Below are 20860 nucleotides of genomic sequence, written 5' to 3' on the forward strand. Positions count from 1 at the left end.
CATGCGCAGTGGTGAGGAGATCCGGGCGGCCCTGATCAAGTTCGTCGGCCGTTGGCAGACGTACGCGGGCAGCGAACGCTCCGAAGCGCAGACCTTCCTCAACGAGCTGTTCGAGTGCTACGGGCGCAACCGTAAGGATGCCGGGGCACTCTTCGAGGACGCGCATTCCTCCACCGGCATCATGGACCTGCACCTGCCGGGCCTGCTCATCGTGGAGATGAAGGCGCCGAAGGAGACCGGCCGACTCGCCCAGCACCGCAAGCAGGCGCTTGACTACTGGCACAACTCGGCTGACGTGGCGGCGGGGAAACCGGCGCCTCAATTCGTGGTCCTCTGCTCCTTCCACCGCTTCGAGATCTGGGAGCCGGGGAAGTACCCGAACGCCCCGCTGCTGGAGTTCGACCTCGCCGAACTACCCGACCGGTACGAGTCACTGATGGTGCTCGCCGGGGACGAGCCGCTGTTCCACCACAGCAGCCGCGAACTGACGAAGACCGCCGCCATCGCGGTGGCGAACGTCTATCAGGGCCTGCTCAGCCGACAGGCCGCGCCACCCGAGTCGATCCAGCGGTTCATCCTCCAGATGGTCTGGCTGTTCTTCGCCGAGGACTACGACATGATCGAGGGGCGGCCGACTGAGCGGACGTTGCGGTTCCTCACCGATGTTGGCGACTACTGGTCGTCGTACCTCATGCTCGGCGGCCTCTTCACCTCGCTCAACGATCCGGATGACCACGGTCGGCAGGGAGTCCTCAAGGGCACGCAGTTCGTCAACGGGGACCTCTTCGACCGGCCCGCCCTGGTGCACCTGACCAAGGACGAGGCCGCCGAGCTGCTGCGGATCGCCGAGTACAACTGGCGCAAGGTCGACCCGACCATCTTCGGGTCGCTCATCGAGGGCTTCCTCGGCACGGACCGCAGCGCCCTCGGCGCCCACTACACCCACGAAATCGACATCCTGAAGATCATCCGGCCGACCATCGTCAAACCGTGGCGGTCGCGGATCGACGCGGTGACCACCCCGGACGAGGGCGTCGCCCTGCTGGACGAGCTGTGTCGGTTCCGGGTGCTCGACCCGGCCTGCGGCTGCGGCAACTTCCTCTACGTCGCCTATCGGGAGCTGCGTCATCTGGAGCACACGCTCAAGGAGCGGATCACCGAGTTGGCGAAGAAGTCGGGCCTGCCCGTGCCGACCGGACTGCCCTACTTCCCGCTACGCAACATGCAGGGGATCGATGTGGTGCCGATGGCGACCGCCGTCGCCCGGGTCACCCTCTGGATGGGGCACCGGCAGATGATCGAAAAGTACGGCGAAGCCGAGCCGGCCCTGCCGCTGGTCAGCCTCGGCTCGATCCGTACGGCGGACGCGCTGCGGGTGCCCTGGCCGGAGACCGACTGCATCGTCGGCAACCCGCCTTTCCTCGGCTCGCAGTTCATGCGGGACGCGCACGGTGACGACTACCTCAAGTGGCTGACCAATACCTTCAAGGTCGGCATCAAGGACTTCTGCGTCTACTGGTTCCGCCGCGCCCACCAGCACCTCAAGCCGGGTCAGCGGGCCGGGCTGGTCGGCACCAACTCGATCGCCCAGAACCGCGCCCGCTCGGCCAGCCTGGAATACGTCACCAGCAACGGCGGCGTGATCACCGACGCGGTCTCCAGCCAGGTTTGGCCGGGCGAGGCCAAGGTGCACGTCAGCCTGGTCAACTGGGTCAAATCACCCGCCGAGCCGCCCACCGAGTTCACCCTCGACAACGAAGCCGTCACCGGCATCACGGCCGAGTTGAGGGCACCGGAGTCGTCGACTGGCAAGGCGCTGACGCTGACGCCCAACAAGGGTCGGTGTTTCCAAGGGCCAATTCCGGTCGGTGATTTCATCATCACCGACGAGGAGGCGCGCTCGCTGTTGCAGCGTCGAGAGGCAGGGTACCGGGATGTCGTCCGCCCCTACATCGTCAGCGAGGATATCGCGGACGATCCCGGGCAACGGCCGAGACGTTGGGTAATCGACTTTGCGCAACGGCCGCTCGAAGCCGCGATGAAGTATCCCGCTGCCCTGAGACTTGTACGGGAACGTGTCAAGCCCGTGCGCGACAGCAACAGCCGAAAATCGCGGCGGGAGAAGTGGTGGTTGTTCGGCGAAATCGCTGTCGGCATGCGTACTACGCTGACCGGCCTGCCCCGCTACATCGCGGCTGGGCGTGTTGGTAAGCGGCTGCTGTTGACCTGGTGCGAGCCGTGGACCTGCCCAAGCGATCTGGTCTACGTGTTCGCCTTCGATGACGACTACTCGATGGGGGTGCTGTCGTCCTCCACGCACAGCGCCTTCGCGTGGTCCCAGTCCTCGACTCTCAAGCGGGACATCAGATACACCCCCACTTCGGCGTTCCTGCCGTTTCCGTGGCCGTACCCGGTGACCGACGAGCAACGGGAGCGGGTGGCTGAGGCGAGCCGACGCATGATCGCGAGGCGGCAGGAGATCTGCGCCACCGAGGAGTTCGGGCTGACCCGGCTCTACAACCTGGTGGACGACGGCGCGTACTCGGATCTGAAGAAATTGCACCGCGAGCTGGATGAGGCGGTGGCTGACTGCTACGGCTGGCCGAAGTCGATCGCGCAGGACAGGGACGAGATCGCCCGGCGGTTGCTCGCCCTGAACGCGGAGATCGCCGCCGGGCAGCGTCCCTACGATCCGTTCACCGGTCGAGACGGCAGGGCGGTCGCGCAACAGCTCGGTCTTCCGGTCGCCTGACCAGGCCAGACGCCTGGTGCCGAGCCGGTCGGCAGGTCAGCCGCCGACTGTGGGTGCGTTTCTTGTCGTTGGGGCAGCAAGAAACGCACCCACAGCTCTCGGTCACGTCGGGCTCAGCCGCGCACGCCGAATCGGCCCTCGCGGGCGGCGGCGACGAACCGGGTCCAGCTCTCGGGGCCGAAGCTCAGCTCCGCGCCCTGCCGATCCTTGCTGTCGCGTACGCCGACCGCATCAGCGAACCCCGCCACCTCCACGCATTCACCGTTGCCGCCGGACCGGGACGACGTGCGCCACATCCCGTCACGCTTCATGGGTCATCTCCTTCGCGATCGCCGTGATCAGCTCACGGGAGTCATCGACATCGAGCGCCCGCTGGCCGAGCGAACGCCAAGCATCCTCGTAGGTCTGGATCTCGTGCGGCTTGTCAAGGTAAACCGCGCCGCACGGACCGTCCATGTAGATCGTGGTCGGCTCCGGCTCCCGCACGTCGGTCGGGAAGTCGAGCATGGTGAAGGTGCCTGTCTCAACCCAGCGGAACAGCCCGGCGGCCAACGGGAGCACCCGGATCTTGATGTTGTGCTGTCGACCCGCCACCATCAGCGCGTCGAGTTGCCGGGCCATGGCTGACAGGTCACGCAGCGGCCGACGCAGCACCGCCTCGCTGAGAATCACGTCGTAGTAGGGCGCCCGGGGCACCGCCCGAGCCAACAACCGCTGTCGGCGCAGCCGGACATCCACCCTGGCCTGCTGCTCCGCCGGGGACAGGTCCGGATGGTCCGTCGCGATGACCTCGGCCATGTACTCGACCGTCTGCAACAGGCCGGGAATCAGGTTGCCCTCGTACTTCCGGATTCTGGTCGCGGCGGCCTCCAGGCCGACATAGAGCTTGAACCAGTCCTTGATTACCTCCCCGTAGCTGTGCCACCAGCCGTGTGCCTTGGTTTCCCGGGCCAGGGCACGCATGGTCTGGATGGTCTCCGGGGTCGCGCGATACACCCGGCACATCGCCTCCACGTCGTTCGGGTGCATGGGGACCTGGCCGGTTTCGTACCGCCAAATTCGCGGCGTCGACCATTCCAGTTCCTTCGCGGCCGCGACCACCGTTACATGCGCGTTTTCGCGAAGTTCTCTCAAATATCTGCCGAGTTGCCTACGCGGGACGGTGCTGCCCGAGTCGTCCACGTCATCTCCTCCGCTGTTGTCGCGTAAGGCTCCTCATCCCTTGGTCCGCATTCTTTCGCAAAAGATTGCGCTAAGCCAAGGGTGAAATGACCATCGTGGATGACCAGCCGATCCCCCTGGCAGGTCACCGGGGCGGGTGCCCTTCCCCGAATCCTCATCCCGGCGCCCGCCCCGGCACCCTCACCAACAGCCAATAGGGAGGATCATGGAATCGCTCGATGATGTTCTCGGCGATATTCCGCTACCGCCCCACATCACCGCCGAAGACGTGAGCTTTGCGCTCCGCGCGATCACCGTGCACGCCGCACAAGAATGGCCCGACGGCCCGCGCTGCCGCAACGACCGGGCACCACATCCCTGCCGGCTGCACCGCTGGGGCCGCCGGGTCCTCACCCAACGCGGCCTCACCGACCAGCAGATCACCACGATGCTCGCCGAGCAGGAAGCCGCCCGCCCATGATCTACCTGTCCGGCCAGCGCCCACTCCCCCAGCACGTCCGCGCCGCCAGTTTCGACACCCGGCTACGCGGCCTCGACCCCACCCAGGTGTACGCCTACCTCGACCGGCTCGCCGAGGAGATGGAACGTCTGCACCGCGAACTGACCACCGCCAACACCGAAGCCGAACGCATCCGGCAGGCACTACGACAGTGGCAGTCCCGCCAGGCCGCCCACCGCCACCACCGCCGGGAGTCGTGATGAGTGCAGCCCGCTGGATCATCCACCTGCCCACCACCCTGACCAGCCTCGACCAGGCCACCGCCCTAGCCGTCGCGCTGCGCGACTCACTCGGCCACCTGACGGTCATCGACTTCGGCGAAACCACCCTCAGCGAAGAAGACCACCAAAGCCTGCGTACCCGAATCTGGTGCGACGCCCCACTCGACGAGCCTGGCCGCTGCCACCGCCCTAACGACCACGACGGACCCTGCGGAGGGCTTCGCGGGAGAGGAAGTCGGCTCGGCGGATGACCTCCGGGAGTCGGTAGCGCGGGCTCAGGTCGAGGGTCAGGGCGGTCGCCTGGTCGAGGGTGGTGCGGTGGCCCACCGACACGAACACCGGCTTGACTCCGGTCTGCGTACGCAGCACCCGGCCCAGCACCTCGCCGTCGGCCCGCAGCGGCGACCAGTCGCCCCGGCTTCCGCCCGGCTCGTCGTACCCGGCGACGAAGGGGGTCTTCGCCACCCCGAAGGTCGGCAGCCCGGTGACCACGCCCAGGTGACAGGCCAGCCCGAAGCGTCGGGGATGGGCGATGCCGTACCCGTCGCACACCACCAGGTCGGGCGGGGTAGCGAGCCGGTCGAGCGCCGTCAGCAGGATCGGCACCTCGCGAAACGCCAGCAGCCCGGGAACGTACGGAAACGTCACCTCGCCGGGCACGACGACCGATTCCACCTCGACGCCGGTGGCCAGGTCGAACACCACCGCGGCGGCCGTGACACGCGGCGACGATCTGTCGTACGAGACGTCGACGCCAGCCACGAGTCGTGGCGCGGTGGTCAGGTGTTCGTGCAGGTCGAGACGCTGCCGCAACTGTTCCTGGATACGCTCGGCCTCCGCGACCGACACAGGAGCCATCGACACAGGGGCCGCGATCGGCTCACCGGTGCCGGGTGGTCGGGTCACGCCGGGCGGGCCAGGATGAAGGTCTCCAACTCCGCGCCGCCGTACCAGTCGCTGCGGCGACCGACGGATGTCATGCCGAGCCGGCGGGCCACCGCCATCGAGGCGGCGTTGCCCGGGGCGACCACCGCGTGGATCAGCGGTGTCCCGGTGGCGAACTCCCGTTCCATGCAGGCGCGAGCGGCTTCGGTGGCGTACCCGTTGCCCCAGGCCTGCGGGTGCAGGTGCCAGCCCACCTCGATGTCATCGGTGAGCACCTGCTCGTCGCGCCCCGGCATCGGCTTGATCATCACCGTACCGACCACCACACCGGTCTCTCGCACCTCGATCGCCCAGGTGCCGTACCGGTTGCCGTGCTCTGCGTGCCGCCGACGCCATCTCGCCAGCCGCTCGACCGCCTGCGCCGGATCCGTCAACGGGAGCCCCGAGGCGTCACCGAGCCACTGAGCGATCTCCGGCCGGGAGTAGATCTCGAACAGCCGGGCCAGATCCGCCGGCCCATCGGTCCAGTCCCGCACGAGTAGCCGCTCGGTGGTCACGATCGTCATGAACCATGATCGTAATTACCGCCGACCTGGCCGCAACACCGTTTCCCCGGCCGGTGCAGAGCGGCCACCACTGATACGACTAGCCCTCGCCCTGCTCCGCTCCGCCGCCAGTCGCAGGCATCGCAGGCACCGGTTGGTCGAGGAGACGGGCGCTGTGGCGAATCCCCACCGGGATGCTGAGCAACGCCACACCCGCCGCCAGGAGCACCACGATTTCGGTGAGCACCTGCTGCTGCGGCCAGTTCGTCAGCAGCCGCAGCAGGTACGGCAGCCAGATCAGCCCACCGGCGAGCAGACCCGCCAGGCAGGACCGCCGGGCCAGGCCCGGCGCCATCCTGCTGACGGCGACGGTGTACACCAGGGCAGCGGCCGGCAGCACCGACAAACCGGAAGCTGCGCCCAGGGTGAAGACCGTTCCCAGGGGATCACCCGAGTTCGTTCCGGTCAGCGCGTACTCCACGAACATGACAAGTCCTGTCAGGCTCATCAGGCCGGCGACGACGACCAGCGCGGCCCGCTGTCGGCCGGCGCGTCGTACCAGCCGGGCGGCGCAGCCGACCAGAGCCACGAAGCTGCCGACGGCCACGGACAGGGGAAGGGCCACCCGCCGACCGGCGATCGCGGTCGCCTCGGTGACGCTCGGGATCGCCGTCGCGGAGGCTTCGATCCGGTAGGTGTCACCGACCGTGGTGCCGAAGCCGATCCGTTCCCAGCGGCCGGCGGAGTCGCGGCGGGCGTAGCCGTCCCGGCCGTTCGCCACCAGCACCACCACCCCGCCGTCGGCCTGGTCCCGCACCAGCAGGGCACGGGACGACAGGTACTCATCGGGGTCCTTCAAGCCGGACATCCGCAGGCCGAGTCGGGCCCGTGCGTCCTCGTCGACCTGCCAGGCCGGCCGCCAGGTCGCCCCACCGTCGCGGCTCTCCTGCACCGCCAACCGACCCGGTACGACCCGGAAGCAGTGCGTGGGCTCCCGTGCCGAGCAGTCCAGCCCGGAGGCGGCGGGCGGGGCCTGCCTACGGAACAGTTCGAGATCGGCACCCTTGAGAGCCGTGAAGGTCAGTCCGTCATCCGGGCTGATGTCCCACCAGTCGGGCTCCCGGTCACCGTGGTAGGCGTTACCGTTCCCGCCGACCACCCCACCGCGCCACTCGTACAGGACGATCGCGTCGTCGTGCTGCGGGGCGGAGGTGGCCGCGACGCCCAGTCCGGCGATCGGCAACACCACGAGCACCGCGACCATCCGCAGCCAACCGGCAAGGGTCGGCCGGGCCCTCGCGGACCGCCACGTCCACCAGGCGAGCCCCAGCGCCGGCAGGGCCAGCAGATCCGTCAGGTCAGCCCGGATCACGGACGGGCCGTTGACCACGCTCCACCACGCCGAGGCCACCGCAGCCCCCGTCGCGGTGGCCTTCACCACCGTGAACCCCACCCCCACCAGCAGGATCGCGCCGACGGCGAGCACCTCGCCCGGCAGAGGCGGTTTCCCGGTCGTACGCCGGCGGGCAGGTCTGCACCACCCCCACAGTCGAACGGCACCGACCAGCACCAGGGCCAGCAGGGGTGGCGTCATCACCATCCCGGCCACGTCACTGAGTTTGCCGGTCAACCAGCCGGGAAAGACCGCCTTCAGCAGATGGTCGTTGACGATCAGCAAGGCGGTGGCCGCCACCGTCACCGGATGGATCAACCAGCGCAGGAAGTGCTCCACCCAGGCTGCATCAGCCGCGCCCTCCCGCCGGAACCCCGCCATGTTCCACTCCCCCGTGGTCCAGTGAGCTGCCGCCCTCCACAGTCGACTCAACAGGTAACGGAGCCGTCTCGCCCGCGCCTCGAACTGGCATTTCCAAGGGTCGGTGGCGGGGCCACCAAGATCATGCCGCCCACGATCAACCGGGCTGGGGTGCACGAATCTTGGACAGTTCTCGTTAGTCGCTAACGGGAACTGTCCAAGAATTACTCTGGGCAGTTCCCGCCGACACGAGAGGCCGGCGGGAACTGCCCAGGATGATCGCTTACTGCCACAGGGCGGCGGCGACCTGCGGGTAGAGGCCCTCGGGGTGGGCCCGGAACAGCGGCTCGGTGCCGAACAGGGTCACGTTCGCCCCCTTCGCCACGCCGCTGACCACCACCGCGTGACCGGCGGCGGCCTCCTGGCCACCCCAGTGCCCGGCGAGGAAGAAGCCCTCCGCAGCCAGGCGCTGGTCGACACGGACGCCGTCACCGACGCGGGTGAAGTACTGCGGCGCGTCGACGAAGGCGGTCGGCAGCGCGTTACCGGTGATCGGCGAAGCAGGGTCGTTGACCACCTTGACGATGCCGTTGGCGTCGCTGCGTCCCGCCGCGATGGTCACGTCGAGCAGACCGGCGCGGTCGTTGAACTGCTTGCCGCTGGACCCGCGCCCGACGATGGTGCCGCCGTTCGCCAGCCACTGGTTGAAGGCGGCGGCCTGGGTGGCGTTGAGGCTCAACGGGTTGAACGACGTCGTCGAGACGAAGAAGGCGTCGAAGTCGGCGAAGGACAGGGTGCCGTTGTTGAAGGCGGTGTGGGTCACCGAGATCGGCTGGAAGCCCATCTGCTGCAGGGCGAAGATCTCACCACCGTTGGCGGCGACACCCAGGCGGGTCTTCGACACTCCGGTGGTGTTGCGGACCTGCGGCGGGGTCAGGCGGATGAACTCCACCCCGTACGCCTCGGCGACCTGACGGACCACGGACAGGTCGCCGGGCACCACGAAGGTGCCGTCGGCGGTCCGGGACAGCCGTACCCCGTCGTTGAGCAGCTTGTTGACGGCCTGGATGCCGGCCACGGAGTCGACGACCAGCCCGTAGTGGGACTGCTTGCCCGGCGGCACGGAACCGGTGGCGTGGGCCTCGGTCACCGGACGCAGCGCCTTGTCGTCCAGCTTGATGTTGCCGTCCACCTGCTGCACGGTGGCGCCCCACAGGTGACCGTGACTCCAGGCCGAGATGTCGTACATGGCGTTGAAGTCGTTGGTCACGTCCCGCCCGACCCCGAGCAGGGTGCTGGCCAGTCCCCGCTTGGCCTGACGCATGTCGACGACGTAGGTGCCGGCCTCGTAGTGCGTACGGCCCAGCTTGAACGGCCGACTGGCGCGCTGCACCTCAAGGTCGTTGTCGAGCATGAACTGCACCAGCCGGGCCGCCGCAGTGGCGCTGCGCTGGTCCTTACCGGCCGGGATGACGTACGCCCGGGCGAAGTCCTGCAGGTGGGTCTTGACGTTGTCGCCGCGGGCCAGGGAGATGGCCAGCGGGTCGTCGATCGGCCGGGTCGACTCACCGTCCACCCCACGGCGGAACCACTCCAGCTGGTTGGCGAGCAGCTCCTCACGGTTCTGGGTGGCGTACTCGAAGTTGCCCCGGATGGTGGCGGCGGCCACCGCGGTGTTGATCCGGGTGCGCTCGTGGCGCTCGGCGACGGTCAGGTTGCCCCGGGGGTTCAGCGGCACCTCGATGGTGTGGCCGATGGCGCCGTGGTACATCGCGTACATCGGGGTGAAGATCGGCGGCCAGTCGTCCCAGCCCTGGGTGCGGTCCCGGAACGGAATGTCGTTGCGCCGGGTGCCGTCGGAGTTGGTGCAGCTGGCCCGGTTCTCCCCGGTGGCCAGCACGGCCTGCTCCATGGACAGGGCGTTGCGCAGGGCGTGCTTGATGTACAGGTCGTACTCGTAGTTGTCACCGTGCGGGCCGGTGGTCGGCTCGATCAGGGTGCAGTTGACGTACCCGTGGATGTCCAACATGGTCAACGGGCTGTAGCGGACCAGTTGGGCCCGCACCGCGCGGACCTCCGGCTGCGAGGCCGTGATGTAGTCACGGTTCATGTCGAAGCCGTTGGCGTTGGCCCGGGTAGCGGCCACCCGGCCGTCCGGGTTGTTGGTGACCACGAAGGCGAAGACGTGCTTGTTGAGCATGTCCACGATCGCCGGGTCGGAGGAGAAGGCCAGATCCTGCAGGATCTGGAGGCTGGCGTCGGTGCCTTCCCACTCGTTGCCGTGGATGTTGTTGTTGACGAACAGCGGGGTGCGCCAGTTGGCGTACCCACCGGCGGCGAGCTTGGCCTGGGCCGCGTGGGGGTCGCTGATCCGCAGGTCCGACAGCTGCTGCCAGGTCTTCCACTGGGCGTCGCTCATCGGTGCGGTGGCCACCACCAGGTGCAGGTCCCGGCCGAGCACGGACTGGCCGATCACCTCCACGTTGATCCGGTTGCTGCGCTGCAGGTTGCGCAGGGCAGCCGGGATGTCGTGGTACGGGATGAGGTTGAGCGGAATCGACGCGTCGGTCAGATCCACCGGCACGTCGGCGATGACATCGTTACGCGGTTTGCCGGGCAGTTTCGCCGTCGCGGCCGGCTGGCCGGGCTTCCGGCCGGGAGCGTCGGCGGAGCGTCCGCGCTTGCCAGGCCCGACGCCGAAGGGCAGTTCGGTGTCGGACTGGCCGCGCGGCGAGGCAGCGGCCGGGCCGCGCTCTCCCGGGTCAGGGGGTGCTGCCACGGCGGCGGATGCCGGTCCGAAGAGGAGGACCGCCGCAAGGAGAGCCATCAATGGTCGTCGTACAGCCACGCAGATACCTCGCTTCGAGGAGGGGGCAGGTGGCGACTCTTGATCGCCAACGCCGTTGAATGGCTGTTCTACCAGCGACGACAGCTCAAGTCGATAGCCTGAGGGGTGCTGGTTACCTACTCAGCGGTCAGGAGGAAGGTCTCCACCTCGGTGCCGCCGTACCAGTCGGAGCGTCGGCCCACATAGGTCATGCCGAGTCGTCGACAGACCGCCATGGATCGCTCGTTGCCCGGCATGACCACCGCGTACACCTGGGGGTTGCCGGTGGCGAACTCGCGGGCCAGCACGGCCCGGGCCGCCTCGGTGGCGTAGCCGTGCCCCCAGGAGTCGGGGTGCAGATGCCACCCCACCTCGATGTCCTCGGTAGGGGTGTGGCCGTCCGCACCGGGCAACGGCTTGAGCAGTACGCTGCCCACCACCTTGCCGGTCTCGCGTACCTCGATCGCCCAGAGACCGTACCGCCCGTGGTGCGGGGCGTAGCGCTGCCGCCAGGTGACCAGCCGCTCGGCGGCCTGCTCCGGTTCGAGCAGCCGTCCCGCTCCCCCGCCCAGCCAGCGCATCACATCCTCCCGGGAGTAGATCTCGAAGATCCGGGTGAGGTCGGTCGGCGCGTCGGTCCACTCTCGCAGGACCAGCCGGTCGGTGCTGGCTACGGTCATGGCTGGCGATCCTACGTCGCCGCCCACCCCCAGAACCGCCGGCCGGGGGAAGGCCAGCCCAGGCGTGGCCGCAGTCGGTACGGGGAACAGAGGTGTGATGGGTGCAGCATGGCGACGGACGAGGCGGATCACCCAGGCCGCCTTCCGGCCGGTACGCGGACGGGACCTGTCACTGCACGCCGCCGCGATCACCTTCTACGGTGGGATCGCCGTGGTGCCGGTGGCCCTGCTGGCCATCTGGCTGACCTCCCTGCTGGCGGGGGCCGAACAGGTCCGGCGACTCACCGGGTACGCCGTGGAGGCCCTGCCGGACGCGATCGGTGCCCCGCACGCGGTGGCCGCCCTGGTCGAGGCCGGGGTGGGCCTGACCCCCTGGCTGGCCCTGGCCGCGGTGCTGCCCGCCTCGCTGTACGGCGAAGGGCTGCGCCGGGCCTTCGTGTCGGTCGCCGCCCCCCGCTCGGACGAGCACCTGGTCGGCTGGCGGGGACGACTGTTGCTGCTGCCCCTGCTCGCGCCGGCCCCGGCGCTGCTGCTGGCCATCCTGCTGGCCCTGCCGACCACCACCGGCCTGGTCCGCCGGGGCGGCTGGGCGGGCGCCCTAGGGGTGGTGCTCTCCTTCCTGGCCGTGTGGCTGGTGCTCACCCCGGTGCTGCTCTGGGTCTTCCGGGTCGTCGGCCCCGCCTCGCCGGACTGGCTGTCGACCCTGCTGGTGGGGTCGTTCACCGCGGCGAACCTCTCCGGCTTCCTGCACGGCTTCGTCCTGTTCGCCTCCCTCCCCCTGGACCTGGGCCTCCCCTTCGGTGGCCTGGACGAGGTAGGCGCCGCCGTAGCCATCCTCCTCTGGCTCTACCTCTTCCACGTCATAGTCCTGGCCGGCTACTCCGCCACCCTCGCCCTGGCCAACTGGCGCACCCGCCGTGAGGCGCGCCCCTGACCTGCGTTGATCATGAGGTTGGCGGCACTCTGAAGATCCACAAGTGCCGCTAACCTCATGATCAACGCAGGTCAGGGCAGGGGTGGGGGTGGGGTGGTTAGGGTGGGGGGATGGTGATGCGGGTTGATGTGGTGGTGGTGGGGGCGGGGCACAACGGGTTGGTTTCCGCGATCTTGTTGGCGCGGGCGGGGCTGGATGTGGTGGTGGTTGAGGGTGCTGGGGTGGTGGGTGGGGCTACTCGTACGGAGAACCCGTTCCCCCGGGTGCCGGGGTTGCGGCATTCCACTGGGTCCTACTTGCTGGGGTTGATGCCGCCGGAGTTGTTGGCGGCGCTTGACGTGCGACTGCCGGTGTTGCGGCGGGATCCGCACTACTTTCTGCCTACTCCGGGTGGGGTCGGGTCGCCGTACCTGCTGTTCGGCACGGACGCGGCGGCCACTCGGGCGCAGTTGGCCGAGTTCTTCTCCCCGGCCGATGTGGCCGCCGACGACGCGCTGCAGGCCGAACTGGCCGCGCTGCGGGCCGATCTCGCGCCGGCCTGGCTGGCCGAGCCGCTCGCCGTCGAGGAGACCGCACAGCGCTACGTCCGCCCCGAACTTCAGCAGGTCTTCGTCGACCTGGTGCGTGGTTCGGTCGCCGACTACCTGGCCCGCTTCGAGTTCCGCTCCGAACTGCTGGTCAGCATGTACGCGGTCACCGACGGCCTGTCCGGGCTCAACGCCGGCCCGGACGACCCCGGCACCGGGCACAACTTCCTGGTGCACAACATGTGCCGGCTGCCCGGTGCCGACGGCACCTGGATGATCGTCGAGGGCGGCATGGGTACGGTCTCGGGCACCTTCGCCGAGGCGGCCCGTGCGGCCGGTGCCCGGATCCTCACCGGCGCCCCGGTCACCGCGATCACCCTGGACGGCGGTGCCGCCAGCGGGGTGGTGCTCGCCGACGGCCGCGAGATCGCCGCCGAGGTGGTGCTCGGCGCCTGCGACCCGTACCGGCTGATGGAGCTGGTGCCCGACGGGGCGCTGCCGACCGAGCTGACCGAACGGATGACGGCGGTCCGGCGCACCGGCACCACCCTCAAGCTCAACCTGGCCCTGCGCGACCTGCCCCGGTTCTCCTGCCTGCCACCGGAGGCCCCGAGCCCCTTCGGCTCCACCATCCACCTGCTGCCCGGCTCGGCGTCACTGACCGCAGGCGGCGAGTCCCCGATGGCAGCGCTGCGGGGGATGTGGGCCGAGGTGCGGGCCGGACGGCTGCCGGCGGAGCCGACCATCGAGTGGTACCTGCACACCACGGTCGACCCCTCGCTGGCCGACCCGGCCGGGCACCACTCCTCGGCCCTGTTCGTCCAGTCGGTGCCGTACGACCTGGCCGGCACCACCTGGGAGGCGGCGCTGCCCGGCTACGTCGACCAACTGGTGGGCATCTGCGAACGGTACGCCCCCGGCACCGGTGACCTGATCGCCGACGCAGTGCCGCTGCCCCCGCCCGGCATCGAGGAACACTTCGGCATCACCGGCGGACACATCCACCATGTCGACAACACGGTCTCGTTTACCGACCGCATGCCGTACGCCACCGGGGTCGACGGGCTGTACGCGGGCAGCGCCGGGTGTCACCCGGCGGGCAGCGTGATCGGCGCCGCCGGCCACAACGCCGCCCGCCGCATCCTCGCCGACCTCGGCCGCACGGTATGAGGTGTAAGGAAGGGCACCTTATTAACGTCTCGCGTAGTAAAGGGGCCCCTTCTTAACACCTCAGGCAGGCGGCTCAGCTCGTCGGCTGGGCCACCTCGGTCTCCTCGCCTACCCGGTGGGCCCGGACCTTGTGGCCGACACTGGTCAGGCACCGGCCGCTGGGCAGGTCGAAGCGCCAGCCGTGCAGCTGGCAGGTCAACTGGTCGCCGTCGACGATGCCGAACCGGCTGAGGTCCGCCTTCAGGTGCGGGCAGCGGCGCTGCACCACCCAGTCGCCCAGGGTGATGTCCTCGGCGTCGACGGCCCGCTCGTGCTCGTCGTACCAGCCCTCGGCGTACTGGAGGCGCTCGGTGGACAGGCACTTGAAGAAGGCGTACACGAACTCGTTGTACTGGCCGATGCGGGCGGCGGAGAACCGGCAGGACAGGAAGAGGGAGTTGACCCAGTCCACCTCGCCGATGTGCAGCAGGTGCTCGATCAGCGCCCGCTCGGTACGGAACCGGTAGCGCACCTTCTCGTCGGCGTACGGCCGCACCTGCTTGCCCGGGAAGTCCACCACGATGGACTCGACGCTTTCGCCGTCGTAGCCGACCAGGTCGAAGCGGACCGGGCCGCCCACCCCCTTGGCCAGGTAGATCGACTCGTCGAGCAGCGGCTCGATGCGCTGCTTCAGCTCCTTGAGCACGTCGATCTCGGGGTGCCGCCAGGAGGCCTTCTCCGCCTCGATGATCGGGCGCTTGCGCTCGCGCATCTCCTCCAGGTGGGCCACCTTGTTGGCGAAGAACTCCTCCACCGGCACCGGGTGCCTCGTGCTCGCCCCGGAGGTGGTGACCTCGGAGACGCTGCCCGGCAGCAGCACGATGCCGTTGGTGCCGCCGACCTTGGCGTACTCGGTCAGGAAGACCGACTGGTCGGGGAAGATGTTCCCCTCGTCGCCGAAGATGTCGTTGAACTGCCACAGCTCGTCGTCGAGGAAGCAGGGCGGGCCGGCGATCGGGAAGACATGGTCGGCCTTCAGGTCGTCGATGTAGCGCCAGGTGCGGTCGAACTGCCGGTCCCGCTTCTGCTTGCCGAAGGCGGTCTTCGCCGACTGCGGCAGCTCGTAGACCATCGGGTACCAGATCGCCCCGGAGAACTGGAGCATGTGGGCGTGCACATGGCCCAGCTCGGCGAAGGTGCTCAGGTCGGTGGGGCGGGCGTCGTTCTGGTTGAGCAGCCGGACCCCGTCGTACTCCACCCACAGCGACGAGTCACCGATCGGGCCGTCGGTCGGGCTGGTCAGCGCCTGGATCATGATCTTCAGGCCGCCGTCCAGCTCGACGACCTCCTCGTTGCGGGTCTTCAGGAACTTCGTGAAGCCCAGCTCGCGGAACTCGTCCTCCATCTCCGAGGTGGGGAACTCCGGCAGCAGCACGGTCGCCTTCTTCGACACGTACCGCTTCAGGTGCGCCGCGTCGAAGTGGTCCCGGTGCAGGTGGGAGACGTACAGGTAGTCGACGTCGCCGAGGGTCTCCCAGTCGAGCTGGGAGTTGTCCGGGAACGGGAACCAGGAGGCGAAGTAGGCCGGATTGACCCACGGGTCGCACAGGATGCTGCCCGCCCCCGTGTCGATCCGCATGCTCGCGTGCCCGGTACCGGTCACTCGCACCGCAGTTCCCCCTCAAGAAGACAAATCAAGGCGTACGCCGAAACGCTACCGGAGGTAGCGTGCTCCCCGTCCCTCGACACCGGTAGTCCCCCCCCCCCCCGACCCACCGAAGACGGGCCCTTCGGCCCGTGCGCTCGCTTTCGGACCGGCCCGTTCGGTGCGTCACGCCGGGCCGTCCCGGGTGATCTTTTCTCTATCGGCCGGACCCTGCGCCAGGGCCGCCAGCGGGCGTGCCAGACTAACCGGAGATCCGATCGCGAGGGAAGGACCGACCAGTGGCAGGAAGCGAGCCGGTAACGTCGCCAGACCAGCACAAGCCTGGGCACCGCAAGGCCGGGCGGATCGGCGCGATCCTCACCGCGTTCGCGCTGCTGGCGATGCTCTGCGGCAACCACGAGGGCAGGGTCGAGGACCTGTGGCTGATCGGCCTGGCCGCCCTCCTGCTGCTCATCGTGGCCGGCGACGCCGTACTGCGCCGCAACGGCCTGCGTTCCTGACCCCAGCCGCCCGCCGGCATCACCCGGCGCCGCCCGTCGAGGCGCTGCCGGGTGCCGTCGGCTGCTGCGGGAGTGGGGCGACCGGGTGACCCAGGCCGGTACGGCCGCCTTATGCAGACACGAGTTGGGCCCGCCTCCGAGATCGGAGGGCGGGCCCGATTCGTCCGTACCGGTTCAGCGGCCGAACAGGATGTTCTGCACGTCCTTGAGGGCGGCGTCGACCTCCGCCTCGAAGTAGCCACCCTGCACCAGGCCGAAGCGCAGCGTGTCCAGGTCCTTCGGGTTGATCGGCATCGGGTTACGTCCGGCCATCCCGCCCAGGAGGGTGTCGAAGAAGCGGTCGACCTGGTCGGGGTCGTACCCGCTGCCGAAGCGACGCACCTGGAAACTGCGCCGGATCTGGTCCACCTGGTAGAGATCGCTGCCGGGAGGGCCGGCCATCGGCGGGCCGCCCGCCGGGGGTCCCGAGGGTCCCGCCATCGAGGGGCCGCCCAGGGCCTGTTGCGGCACCGCAGGGGGGCCTGCCGGGCCGCGCCGCAGGTCACGGTCCGACATGCGGATCTCCGCGGTCATGTCCGTACGGGCGCGTCGGCCCGCTTCGAAGCCGTCGAAGCGCGGCTCGTCCGGCGGACCGTAACCGCCCGGCCCGTCCGGGGGCCCGTAGCCGCCCGGCCGCTCCGGCAGACCGTACTTCTCCGCCCGATCCGGCGGCCCGTAGCTGTCCGGGGGGCCGTAGCTGTCCGCCCGATCCGGTGGGCCATAGCCGCCCGGCCCGGCCGGCAGGCCGCGAGGCGGGGCGCCGTGACCCATCGGGCCGGGACCTCCGGGGGCACCCGGTCCCATCGGCCCACCCGGGCCGCGCGGCGCGTCGTAGCCGCCGCGAGGTGCGTCGTACCCTCCGGCGAACGCACCGGTGGGCTCGTCATAGCGGTTGTACGGGCCGGCCTGGGCCGGCATCGGTCGGGGTGGCATCGGCGGCTGGGGCATCGCGGCCATGCCCCGGTCCTCGCGCATGGGCGGACCCATCCGGTCCGGCGGGCTCATCCGGGCCTCGCCACCGGCCCGGCCGGTGCCCCGTTCCTCAAGCTCGGCCAGCTGTCGCTCGACCCGGTCGAGGTGCAGGTCGACCTGCCACTCGTCGTAGCCGTTGAAGCGAACCCGGAAGACGACGTCGTGGACTTCCTGCGAGGTCACCGGTGCCCCCACCGGCTGGCCGGCGAGGGTCGCCTCGACCCGGTCCAGGAAAGTGTCCACCTCGTCAACCTTGTATCCCCGGCGGAGCGCCTTACGCCGGAAACGCTGACCCTGACTCGCCACTATGTCTCCTGGTCTCGTTCGCCACGCCCGGTCATGCCGGCAGGTTCCCGGCCGGGTCCGTGCCCATGTCCTCCGCGGCGGCCAGCTGCCCACACGCCCCGTCGATCTCGCGACCTCGGGTGTCCCGAACGGTGGTGGACACCCCGGCGTCGCGCAACCGCCGGACGAACTCCCGCTCCACCGGCTTCGGGCTGGCGTCCCAGCGGCTGCCCGGAGTCGGATTGAGTGGGATCAGGTTCACGTGGGCCAGCTTGCCGGCCAGCAACCGCCCGAGCAGGTCGGCTCGCCACGGCTGGTCGTTCACGTCCTTGATCATCGCGTATTCGATCGACACACGACGCCCCGTGCGAGCCGCGTACGTCCAGGCGGCGTCCAGCACCTCGGACACCTTCCAGCGCTGGTTGACCGGCACAAGTTCGTCGCGCAGCTCATCATCGGGGGCGTGCAGCGACAACGCAAGAGTCACCGAGAGGTCTTCGCTGGCCAGTCGGTGGATGGCCGGCACCAGGCCGACCGTGGAAACGGTGATGTGCCGCTGCGACAACCCCAGGCCCTCGGGGGCCGGTGCGACCAGCCGACGGATCGCGGCCACCACCCGGTTGTAGTTGGCCAGCGGCTCGCCCATGCCCATGAAGACGACATGCGACAACCTGGCCGGTGAACCCGCCACCACACCGGAGGCGGCCACCCCCGCCAGGTAGACCGCCTGGTCGACGATCTCGGCGGTGGAGAGGTTGCGGGTCAGACCGGCCTGGCCGGTGGCGCAGAAGGGGCAGGCCATCCCGCAGCCAGCCTGGCTGGAGATGCAGACGGTCACCCGATCGGAGTAACCCATCAGCACGCTCTCCACCAGCGACCCGTCGTGCAGCCGCCAGAGCGCCTTGCGGGTCGCTCCGTCGTCGCAGGCCAGCTCGCGCACCGGGTTGAGCAGCCTGGGCAGCAGCTGGTCGGCCAGCCGCTCGCGGGAGGCCGCCGGCAGGTCGGTCATCTGGGCCGGGTCGCGTACCAGCCGGCCGAAGTAGTGGGTGGAGATCTGCCGGGCCCGGAAGGCCGGCTCACCCAGGTCGGTGACCAGGGCTTTTCGGCCGGCCAGATCGAGGTCGGCGAGATGTTGCGGTGGCATCGAGGCCCGGCGCGCACCGGGCGCGTCCGGGTCGACCGGAATCAGGGGCAGACTCGTCATGACCTGTCCAGTCTGTCACGCCCGACCGGGAACGCACCCGGCCAGAGGGCCTGGATCGGACCCGTGAAGGCTGGTCCGACGTGAGCCATGCCTCAGCTCACCGCCGGGACGAGGACCACGAGCAGCAGGTACGCCGTCGGCACGGCGAACAGCACCGAGTCGAGGCGATCCATCAGGCCGCCGTGCCCGGGCAGCAGATTGCTCATGTCCTTGACCCCGAGGTCCCGCTTGATCATGGACTCGGCGAGGTCACCGAGGACGGCGGCACCGGAGACCGCCACCCCGAACACCGCTCCCCACCACGGGGCCACGTCGAACAGCAGCCAGAGCAGCACAGCGCTGCCCAGCGCCGCCGCGCTGACCGAGCCGAGGAAGCCCTCCCAGGACTTCTTCGGGCTGATCGTCGGGGCCATCGGATGCTTGCCGAAGTTGGCGCCGGCGGCGTACCCCCCGGTGTCGGAGAGCACCACGGCTACCAGGGTCACCAGCACCCGCAACGCCCCGTCGTCCGGGGAGGCCGCCAGCAGGGCGGCGAAGCCGCCGAGGAAGGGCACGTACACCGCGATCAAGGTGGCTGCGGTCATGTCCCGCCGGAAGTTGGCCGGGCCGTCCCCGAGCCGCCAGACGAGGGTGCCCGCGATCGTGACCAGCAGCCCGAGCAGCAGGGCGTCCAGTCCACCGAACCAGGCGATGGTGACCGTCAGCACCCCACCGGCGATCAGTGGTACCAGGGGCACCACAGCCCGGGCCCGGCGTACCGCGCGGGACATCTCCCAGATGCCCACCCCGAAGGCGCCGGCGAGCACCAGCAGGAAGGAGGGGGTGTAGAGGAACAGCGGCAGCAGGACCAGGGCCCCCAGGCCGAGGCCGACCGAGATGGCCGCCGGCAGGTTCCGTCCGGCGCGGCCGGTCGACGGCGGCTGGCCGGGGCTCGGGGCCGGTGGCCCGGCGGGCGGCCGTCCGCCGCCGGCGCGGCGCCGACCCCGATGACGCTTACCGGAGGGCGACTGCTCGGCGGCGGGTTCCTCCCCGGGCACCGGGGCGAACTGGGCGGTCGGCGCGTCCTCGTGATCGAGGCCGACACCGGCCGGGACCCGCTCGATCTGCCCGGTCGGGGCCTCCTCGTGGCCGAGGAGGCCGGCGGTGCCGGGCACCGGTTCGAACTGGGCGGTCGGGGTGGCGTACCGTTCGGCGCCGACCTGCGGCTGACCGGCCCAGGGGCCGGTGCCGGGGTCGAGATCCGGTTCAGGCCAGGGCAGTTGGGTGGGTTGGTCCGGCCGATCCCAGCCACGGGCCTCGGCACCACCGTAGGGGTCGAGGTGGGACATCACGCACCGGACGAGAGCGGGACGGAATCCACCACTTGCCGCACAACCACTGCCATTCCCCTACCCGCGCGAGGCGCTCCGTCTGATTTGCCGGCCAGTCGGTTGACCGATCCCCATCCTGGTATGCCCGGATCACTGGGAATCCTGCCGAGCCTACTGCACCTGTCCGCTCCGCAGCCCGCACCCGCCCTCGACCCCCACCGGGTTGATCATGAGGTTGGCGCCGTCGCCTCCATCGGCGATGACGAGAACCTCCGGACCAACCTGGCGGGGGCGGCCAGGCGGACGGGCCGGGCACCAGCGACCGGGTGCGCGCTCAGACCTCCAGGAGTTCGGTCTCCTTGTGCTTGACCAGTTCATCGACGTGCCCGACGTACCGCTGGGTCAGGTCGTCCAGTTCCTTCTCCGCGCGGCGGCCGTCGTCCTCGCCGACCTCGCCGTCCTTGACGAGCCGGTCCAGCTCTTCCTTGCCCTTGCGGCGGATGTTGCGGATGGCGACCTTGGCTTCCTCACCCTTGTGCCGGGCGACCTTGATCATGTCGCGGCGGCGCTCCTCGGTCATCTGCGGGAGCAGGATGCGCAGCTGGTTGCCCTCGTTGTTCGGGTTGACCCCGAGATCCGAGTCGCGGATCGCCTTCTCCATGGCATTGAGCTGCGAGTTGTCGTACGGCTTGATGATGGCCATCCGCGGCTCCGGGACGGCCACCGACGCCATCTGGGTCAGCGGGGTCGGGGTGCCGTAGTAGTCGATGATGACCTTGGAGAACATGGCCGGAGTGGCGCGGCCGGTGCGGATGGCACCGAACTCCTCCTTGGCGTGCTCGACCGCACGCTCCATCTTCTCCTCGGCCTCGAGGAGGGTGTCGTCGATCACCGTTCTCCTCGCCTCCTTCTTGTGCTCGTCGTGGGGCT

General features: G+C 69.5%; 19 protein-coding genes. 7 read left to right on the forward strand and 12 right to left on the reverse strand.

Annotated features, from left to right (window positions below; translation table 11 throughout):
• Position 1: 1 nt before the first annotated feature.
• The gene (locus ABZ795_RS11905; protein WP_357530297.1) at positions 2–2752 is read left to right on the forward strand and encodes a DNA methyltransferase; all 2751 of its coding nucleotides are present in this window, start codon (positions 2–4) and stop codon (positions 2750–2752) included.
• Positions 2753–2865: 113 nt separating this feature from the next.
• Here the strand turns inward: ABZ795_RS11905 and ABZ795_RS11910 are convergent, their stop codons facing one another.
• Positions 2866–3048, reverse strand: coding sequence for a DUF397 domain-containing protein (locus ABZ795_RS11910; RefSeq protein WP_327027229.1), 183 nt, complete (start codon positions 3046–3048; stop codon positions 2866–2868).
• Positions 3049–3052: 4 nt separating this feature from the next.
• Positions 3053–3934, reverse strand: coding sequence for a helix-turn-helix transcriptional regulator (locus tag ABZ795_RS11915; protein WP_327022228.1), 882 nt, complete (start codon positions 3932–3934; stop codon positions 3053–3055).
• A 205-nt stretch (positions 3935–4139) separates the two neighbouring features.
• Here ABZ795_RS11915 and ABZ795_RS11920 point away from each other — a divergent pair, with 205 nt between their 5' ends.
• Genes ABZ795_RS11920 through ABZ795_RS11930 form a run of 3 tightly spaced genes read left to right on the forward strand, consistent with a single transcriptional unit; the run spans position 4140 to position 4905 of the window.
• Positions 4140–4394 (forward strand): hypothetical protein, encoded by a 255-nt coding sequence (locus ABZ795_RS11920; RefSeq protein ID WP_357530298.1) that lies wholly within the window; start codon positions 4140–4142, stop codon positions 4392–4394.
• Entirely contained in the window at positions 4391–4633 is a 243-nt protein-coding gene (locus ABZ795_RS11925) for a DivIVA domain-containing protein (protein WP_357530299.1), read from the forward strand. Before ABZ795_RS11920 ends, ABZ795_RS11925 begins: the two co-directional genes overlap by 4 nt.
• Positions 4633–4905 carry a hypothetical protein gene (locus tag ABZ795_RS11930; protein WP_357530300.1) on the forward strand — a complete coding sequence of 91 codons (273 nt, stop codon included), beginning with the start codon at positions 4633–4635 and terminating at the stop codon, positions 4903–4905. The genes ABZ795_RS11925 and ABZ795_RS11930 overlap by 1 nt, the downstream gene beginning before the upstream one ends.
• On the opposite strand, the gene ABZ795_RS11935 is transcribed toward ABZ795_RS11930, so the two are convergent.
• The 5 genes from ABZ795_RS11935 to ABZ795_RS11955 all read right to left on the reverse strand — a co-directional run bounded on the left by ABZ795_RS11935 (position 4844) and on the right by ABZ795_RS11955 (position 11344).
• On the reverse strand, positions 4844–5512 hold the full coding sequence (locus ABZ795_RS11935; protein ID WP_357530301.1) for an endonuclease V: 669 nt from the start codon (positions 5510–5512) through the stop codon (positions 4844–4846). The genes ABZ795_RS11930 and ABZ795_RS11935 overlap by 62 nt on opposite strands.
• Before the next feature lie 44 nt (positions 5513–5556).
• Positions 5557–6105: a GNAT family N-acetyltransferase gene (locus ABZ795_RS11940; RefSeq protein ID WP_357530302.1), complete on the reverse strand. Its 549-nt coding sequence runs from the start codon at positions 6103–6105 to the stop codon at positions 5557–5559.
• A gap of 79 nt (positions 6106–6184) precedes the next feature.
• Positions 6185–7858, reverse strand: coding sequence for a hypothetical protein (locus tag ABZ795_RS11945; protein WP_357530303.1), 1674 nt, complete (start codon positions 7856–7858; stop codon positions 6185–6187).
• Positions 7859–8120: 262 nt separating this feature from the next.
• Positions 8121–10616: a M14 family metallopeptidase gene (locus ABZ795_RS11950; protein ID WP_357530304.1), complete on the reverse strand. Its 2496-nt coding sequence runs from the start codon at positions 10614–10616 to the stop codon at positions 8121–8123.
• Between the two features lie 185 nt (positions 10617–10801).
• Positions 10802–11344 (reverse strand): GNAT family N-acetyltransferase, encoded by a 543-nt coding sequence (locus tag ABZ795_RS11955; RefSeq protein ID WP_357530305.1) that lies wholly within the window; start codon positions 11342–11344, stop codon positions 10802–10804.
• Between the two features lie 97 nt (positions 11345–11441).
• On the opposite strand from ABZ795_RS11955, the gene ABZ795_RS11960 reads away from it, so the two are divergent.
• The gene (locus ABZ795_RS11960) at positions 11442–12278 is read left to right on the forward strand and encodes a YhjD/YihY/BrkB family envelope integrity protein (protein ID WP_357530306.1); all 837 of its coding nucleotides are present in this window, start codon (positions 11442–11444) and stop codon (positions 12276–12278) included.
• A gap of 110 nt (positions 12279–12388) precedes the next feature.
• Positions 12389–13975 carry an NAD(P)/FAD-dependent oxidoreductase gene (locus ABZ795_RS11965; RefSeq protein WP_357530307.1) on the forward strand — a complete coding sequence of 529 codons (1587 nt, stop codon included), beginning with the start codon at positions 12389–12391 and terminating at the stop codon, positions 13973–13975.
• Positions 13976–14048: 73 nt separating this feature from the next.
• On the opposite strand, the gene ABZ795_RS11970 is transcribed toward ABZ795_RS11965, so the two are convergent.
• Complete coding sequence (locus ABZ795_RS11970) at positions 14049–15623, reverse strand: Rieske 2Fe-2S domain-containing protein (RefSeq protein WP_357530308.1); 1575 nt, start codon at positions 15621–15623, stop codon at positions 14049–14051.
• A 275-nt stretch (positions 15624–15898) separates the two neighbouring features.
• On the opposite strand from ABZ795_RS11970, the gene ABZ795_RS11975 reads away from it, so the two are divergent.
• On the forward strand, positions 15899–16120 hold the full coding sequence (locus tag ABZ795_RS11975; RefSeq protein WP_327022239.1) for a DUF2631 domain-containing protein: 222 nt from the start codon (positions 15899–15901) through the stop codon (positions 16118–16120).
• A gap of 174 nt (positions 16121–16294) precedes the next feature.
• Here ABZ795_RS11975 and ABZ795_RS11980 read toward each other — a convergent pair whose 3' ends face one another.
• From ABZ795_RS11980 to frr, 4 genes are all read right to left on the reverse strand, one after another.
• Complete coding sequence (locus ABZ795_RS11980) at positions 16295–17437, reverse strand: DivIVA domain-containing protein (protein ID WP_357530309.1); 1143 nt, start codon at positions 17435–17437, stop codon at positions 16295–16297.
• 31 nt (positions 17438–17468) lie between these two features.
• Complete coding sequence (gene rlmN, locus ABZ795_RS11985) at positions 17469–18620, reverse strand: 23S rRNA (adenine(2503)-C(2))-methyltransferase RlmN (protein ID WP_327022241.1); 1152 nt, start codon at positions 18618–18620, stop codon at positions 17469–17471.
• Between the two features lie 92 nt (positions 18621–18712).
• Positions 18713–19948, reverse strand: a complete 1236-nt coding sequence (locus ABZ795_RS11990) for a phosphatidate cytidylyltransferase (RefSeq protein ID WP_357530359.1) — start codon at positions 19946–19948, stop codon at positions 18713–18715.
• A gap of 316 nt (positions 19949–20264) precedes the next feature.
• Positions 20265–20822: a ribosome recycling factor gene (gene frr, locus ABZ795_RS11995; RefSeq protein WP_327027231.1), complete on the reverse strand. Its 558-nt coding sequence runs from the start codon at positions 20820–20822 to the stop codon at positions 20265–20267.
• Positions 20823–20860 lie beyond the last annotated feature (38 nt).

Source organism: Micromonospora sp. NPDC047134, from assembly GCF_040643455.1.
GTDB lineage: Bacteria > Actinomycetota > Actinomycetes > Mycobacteriales > Micromonosporaceae > Micromonospora.

What these genes read in the sequence shown, in the direction of transcription:
- ABZ795_RS11905 (WP_357530297.1), top strand. Translation starts at nt 2, where the DNA reads ATGCGCAGTGGTGAGGAGATCCGGGCGGCCCTGATCAAGTTCGTCGGC.
- ABZ795_RS11910 (WP_327027229.1), bottom strand. Translation starts at nt 3,048, where the DNA reads ATGTGGCGCACGTCGTCCCGGTCCGGCGGCAACGGTGAATGCGTGGAG.
- ABZ795_RS11920 (WP_357530298.1), top strand. Translation starts at nt 4,140, where the DNA reads ATGGAATCGCTCGATGATGTTCTCGGCGATATTCCGCTACCGCCCCAC.
- ABZ795_RS11925 (WP_357530299.1), top strand. Translation starts at nt 4,391, where the DNA reads ATGATCTACCTGTCCGGCCAGCGCCCACTCCCCCAGCACGTCCGCGCC.
- ABZ795_RS11930 (WP_357530300.1), top strand. Translation starts at nt 4,633, where the DNA reads ATGAGTGCAGCCCGCTGGATCATCCACCTGCCCACCACCCTGACCAGC.
- ABZ795_RS11935 (WP_357530301.1), bottom strand. Translation starts at nt 5,512, where the DNA reads ATGGCTCCTGTGTCGGTCGCGGAGGCCGAGCGTATCCAGGAACAGTTG.
- ABZ795_RS11940 (WP_357530302.1), bottom strand. Translation starts at nt 6,105, where the DNA reads ATGACGATCGTGACCACCGAGCGGCTACTCGTGCGGGACTGGACCGAT.
- ABZ795_RS11945 (WP_357530303.1), bottom strand. Translation starts at nt 7,858, where the DNA reads ATGGCGGGGTTCCGGCGGGAGGGCGCGGCTGATGCAGCCTGGGTGGAG.
- ABZ795_RS11955 (WP_357530305.1), bottom strand. Translation starts at nt 11,344, where the DNA reads ATGACCGTAGCCAGCACCGACCGGCTGGTCCTGCGAGAGTGGACCGAC.
- ABZ795_RS11960 (WP_357530306.1), top strand. Translation starts at nt 11,442, where the DNA reads ATGGGTGCAGCATGGCGACGGACGAGGCGGATCACCCAGGCCGCCTTC.
- ABZ795_RS11965 (WP_357530307.1), top strand. Translation starts at nt 12,389, where the DNA reads ATGGTGATGCGGGTTGATGTGGTGGTGGTGGGGGCGGGGCACAACGGG.
- rlmN (WP_327022241.1), bottom strand. Translation starts at nt 18,620, where the DNA reads ATGACGAGTCTGCCCCTGATTCCGGTCGACCCGGACGCGCCCGGTGCG.
- ABZ795_RS11990 (WP_357530359.1), bottom strand. Translation starts at nt 19,948, where the DNA reads ATGTCCCACCTCGACCCCTACGGTGGTGCCGAGGCCCGTGGCTGGGAT.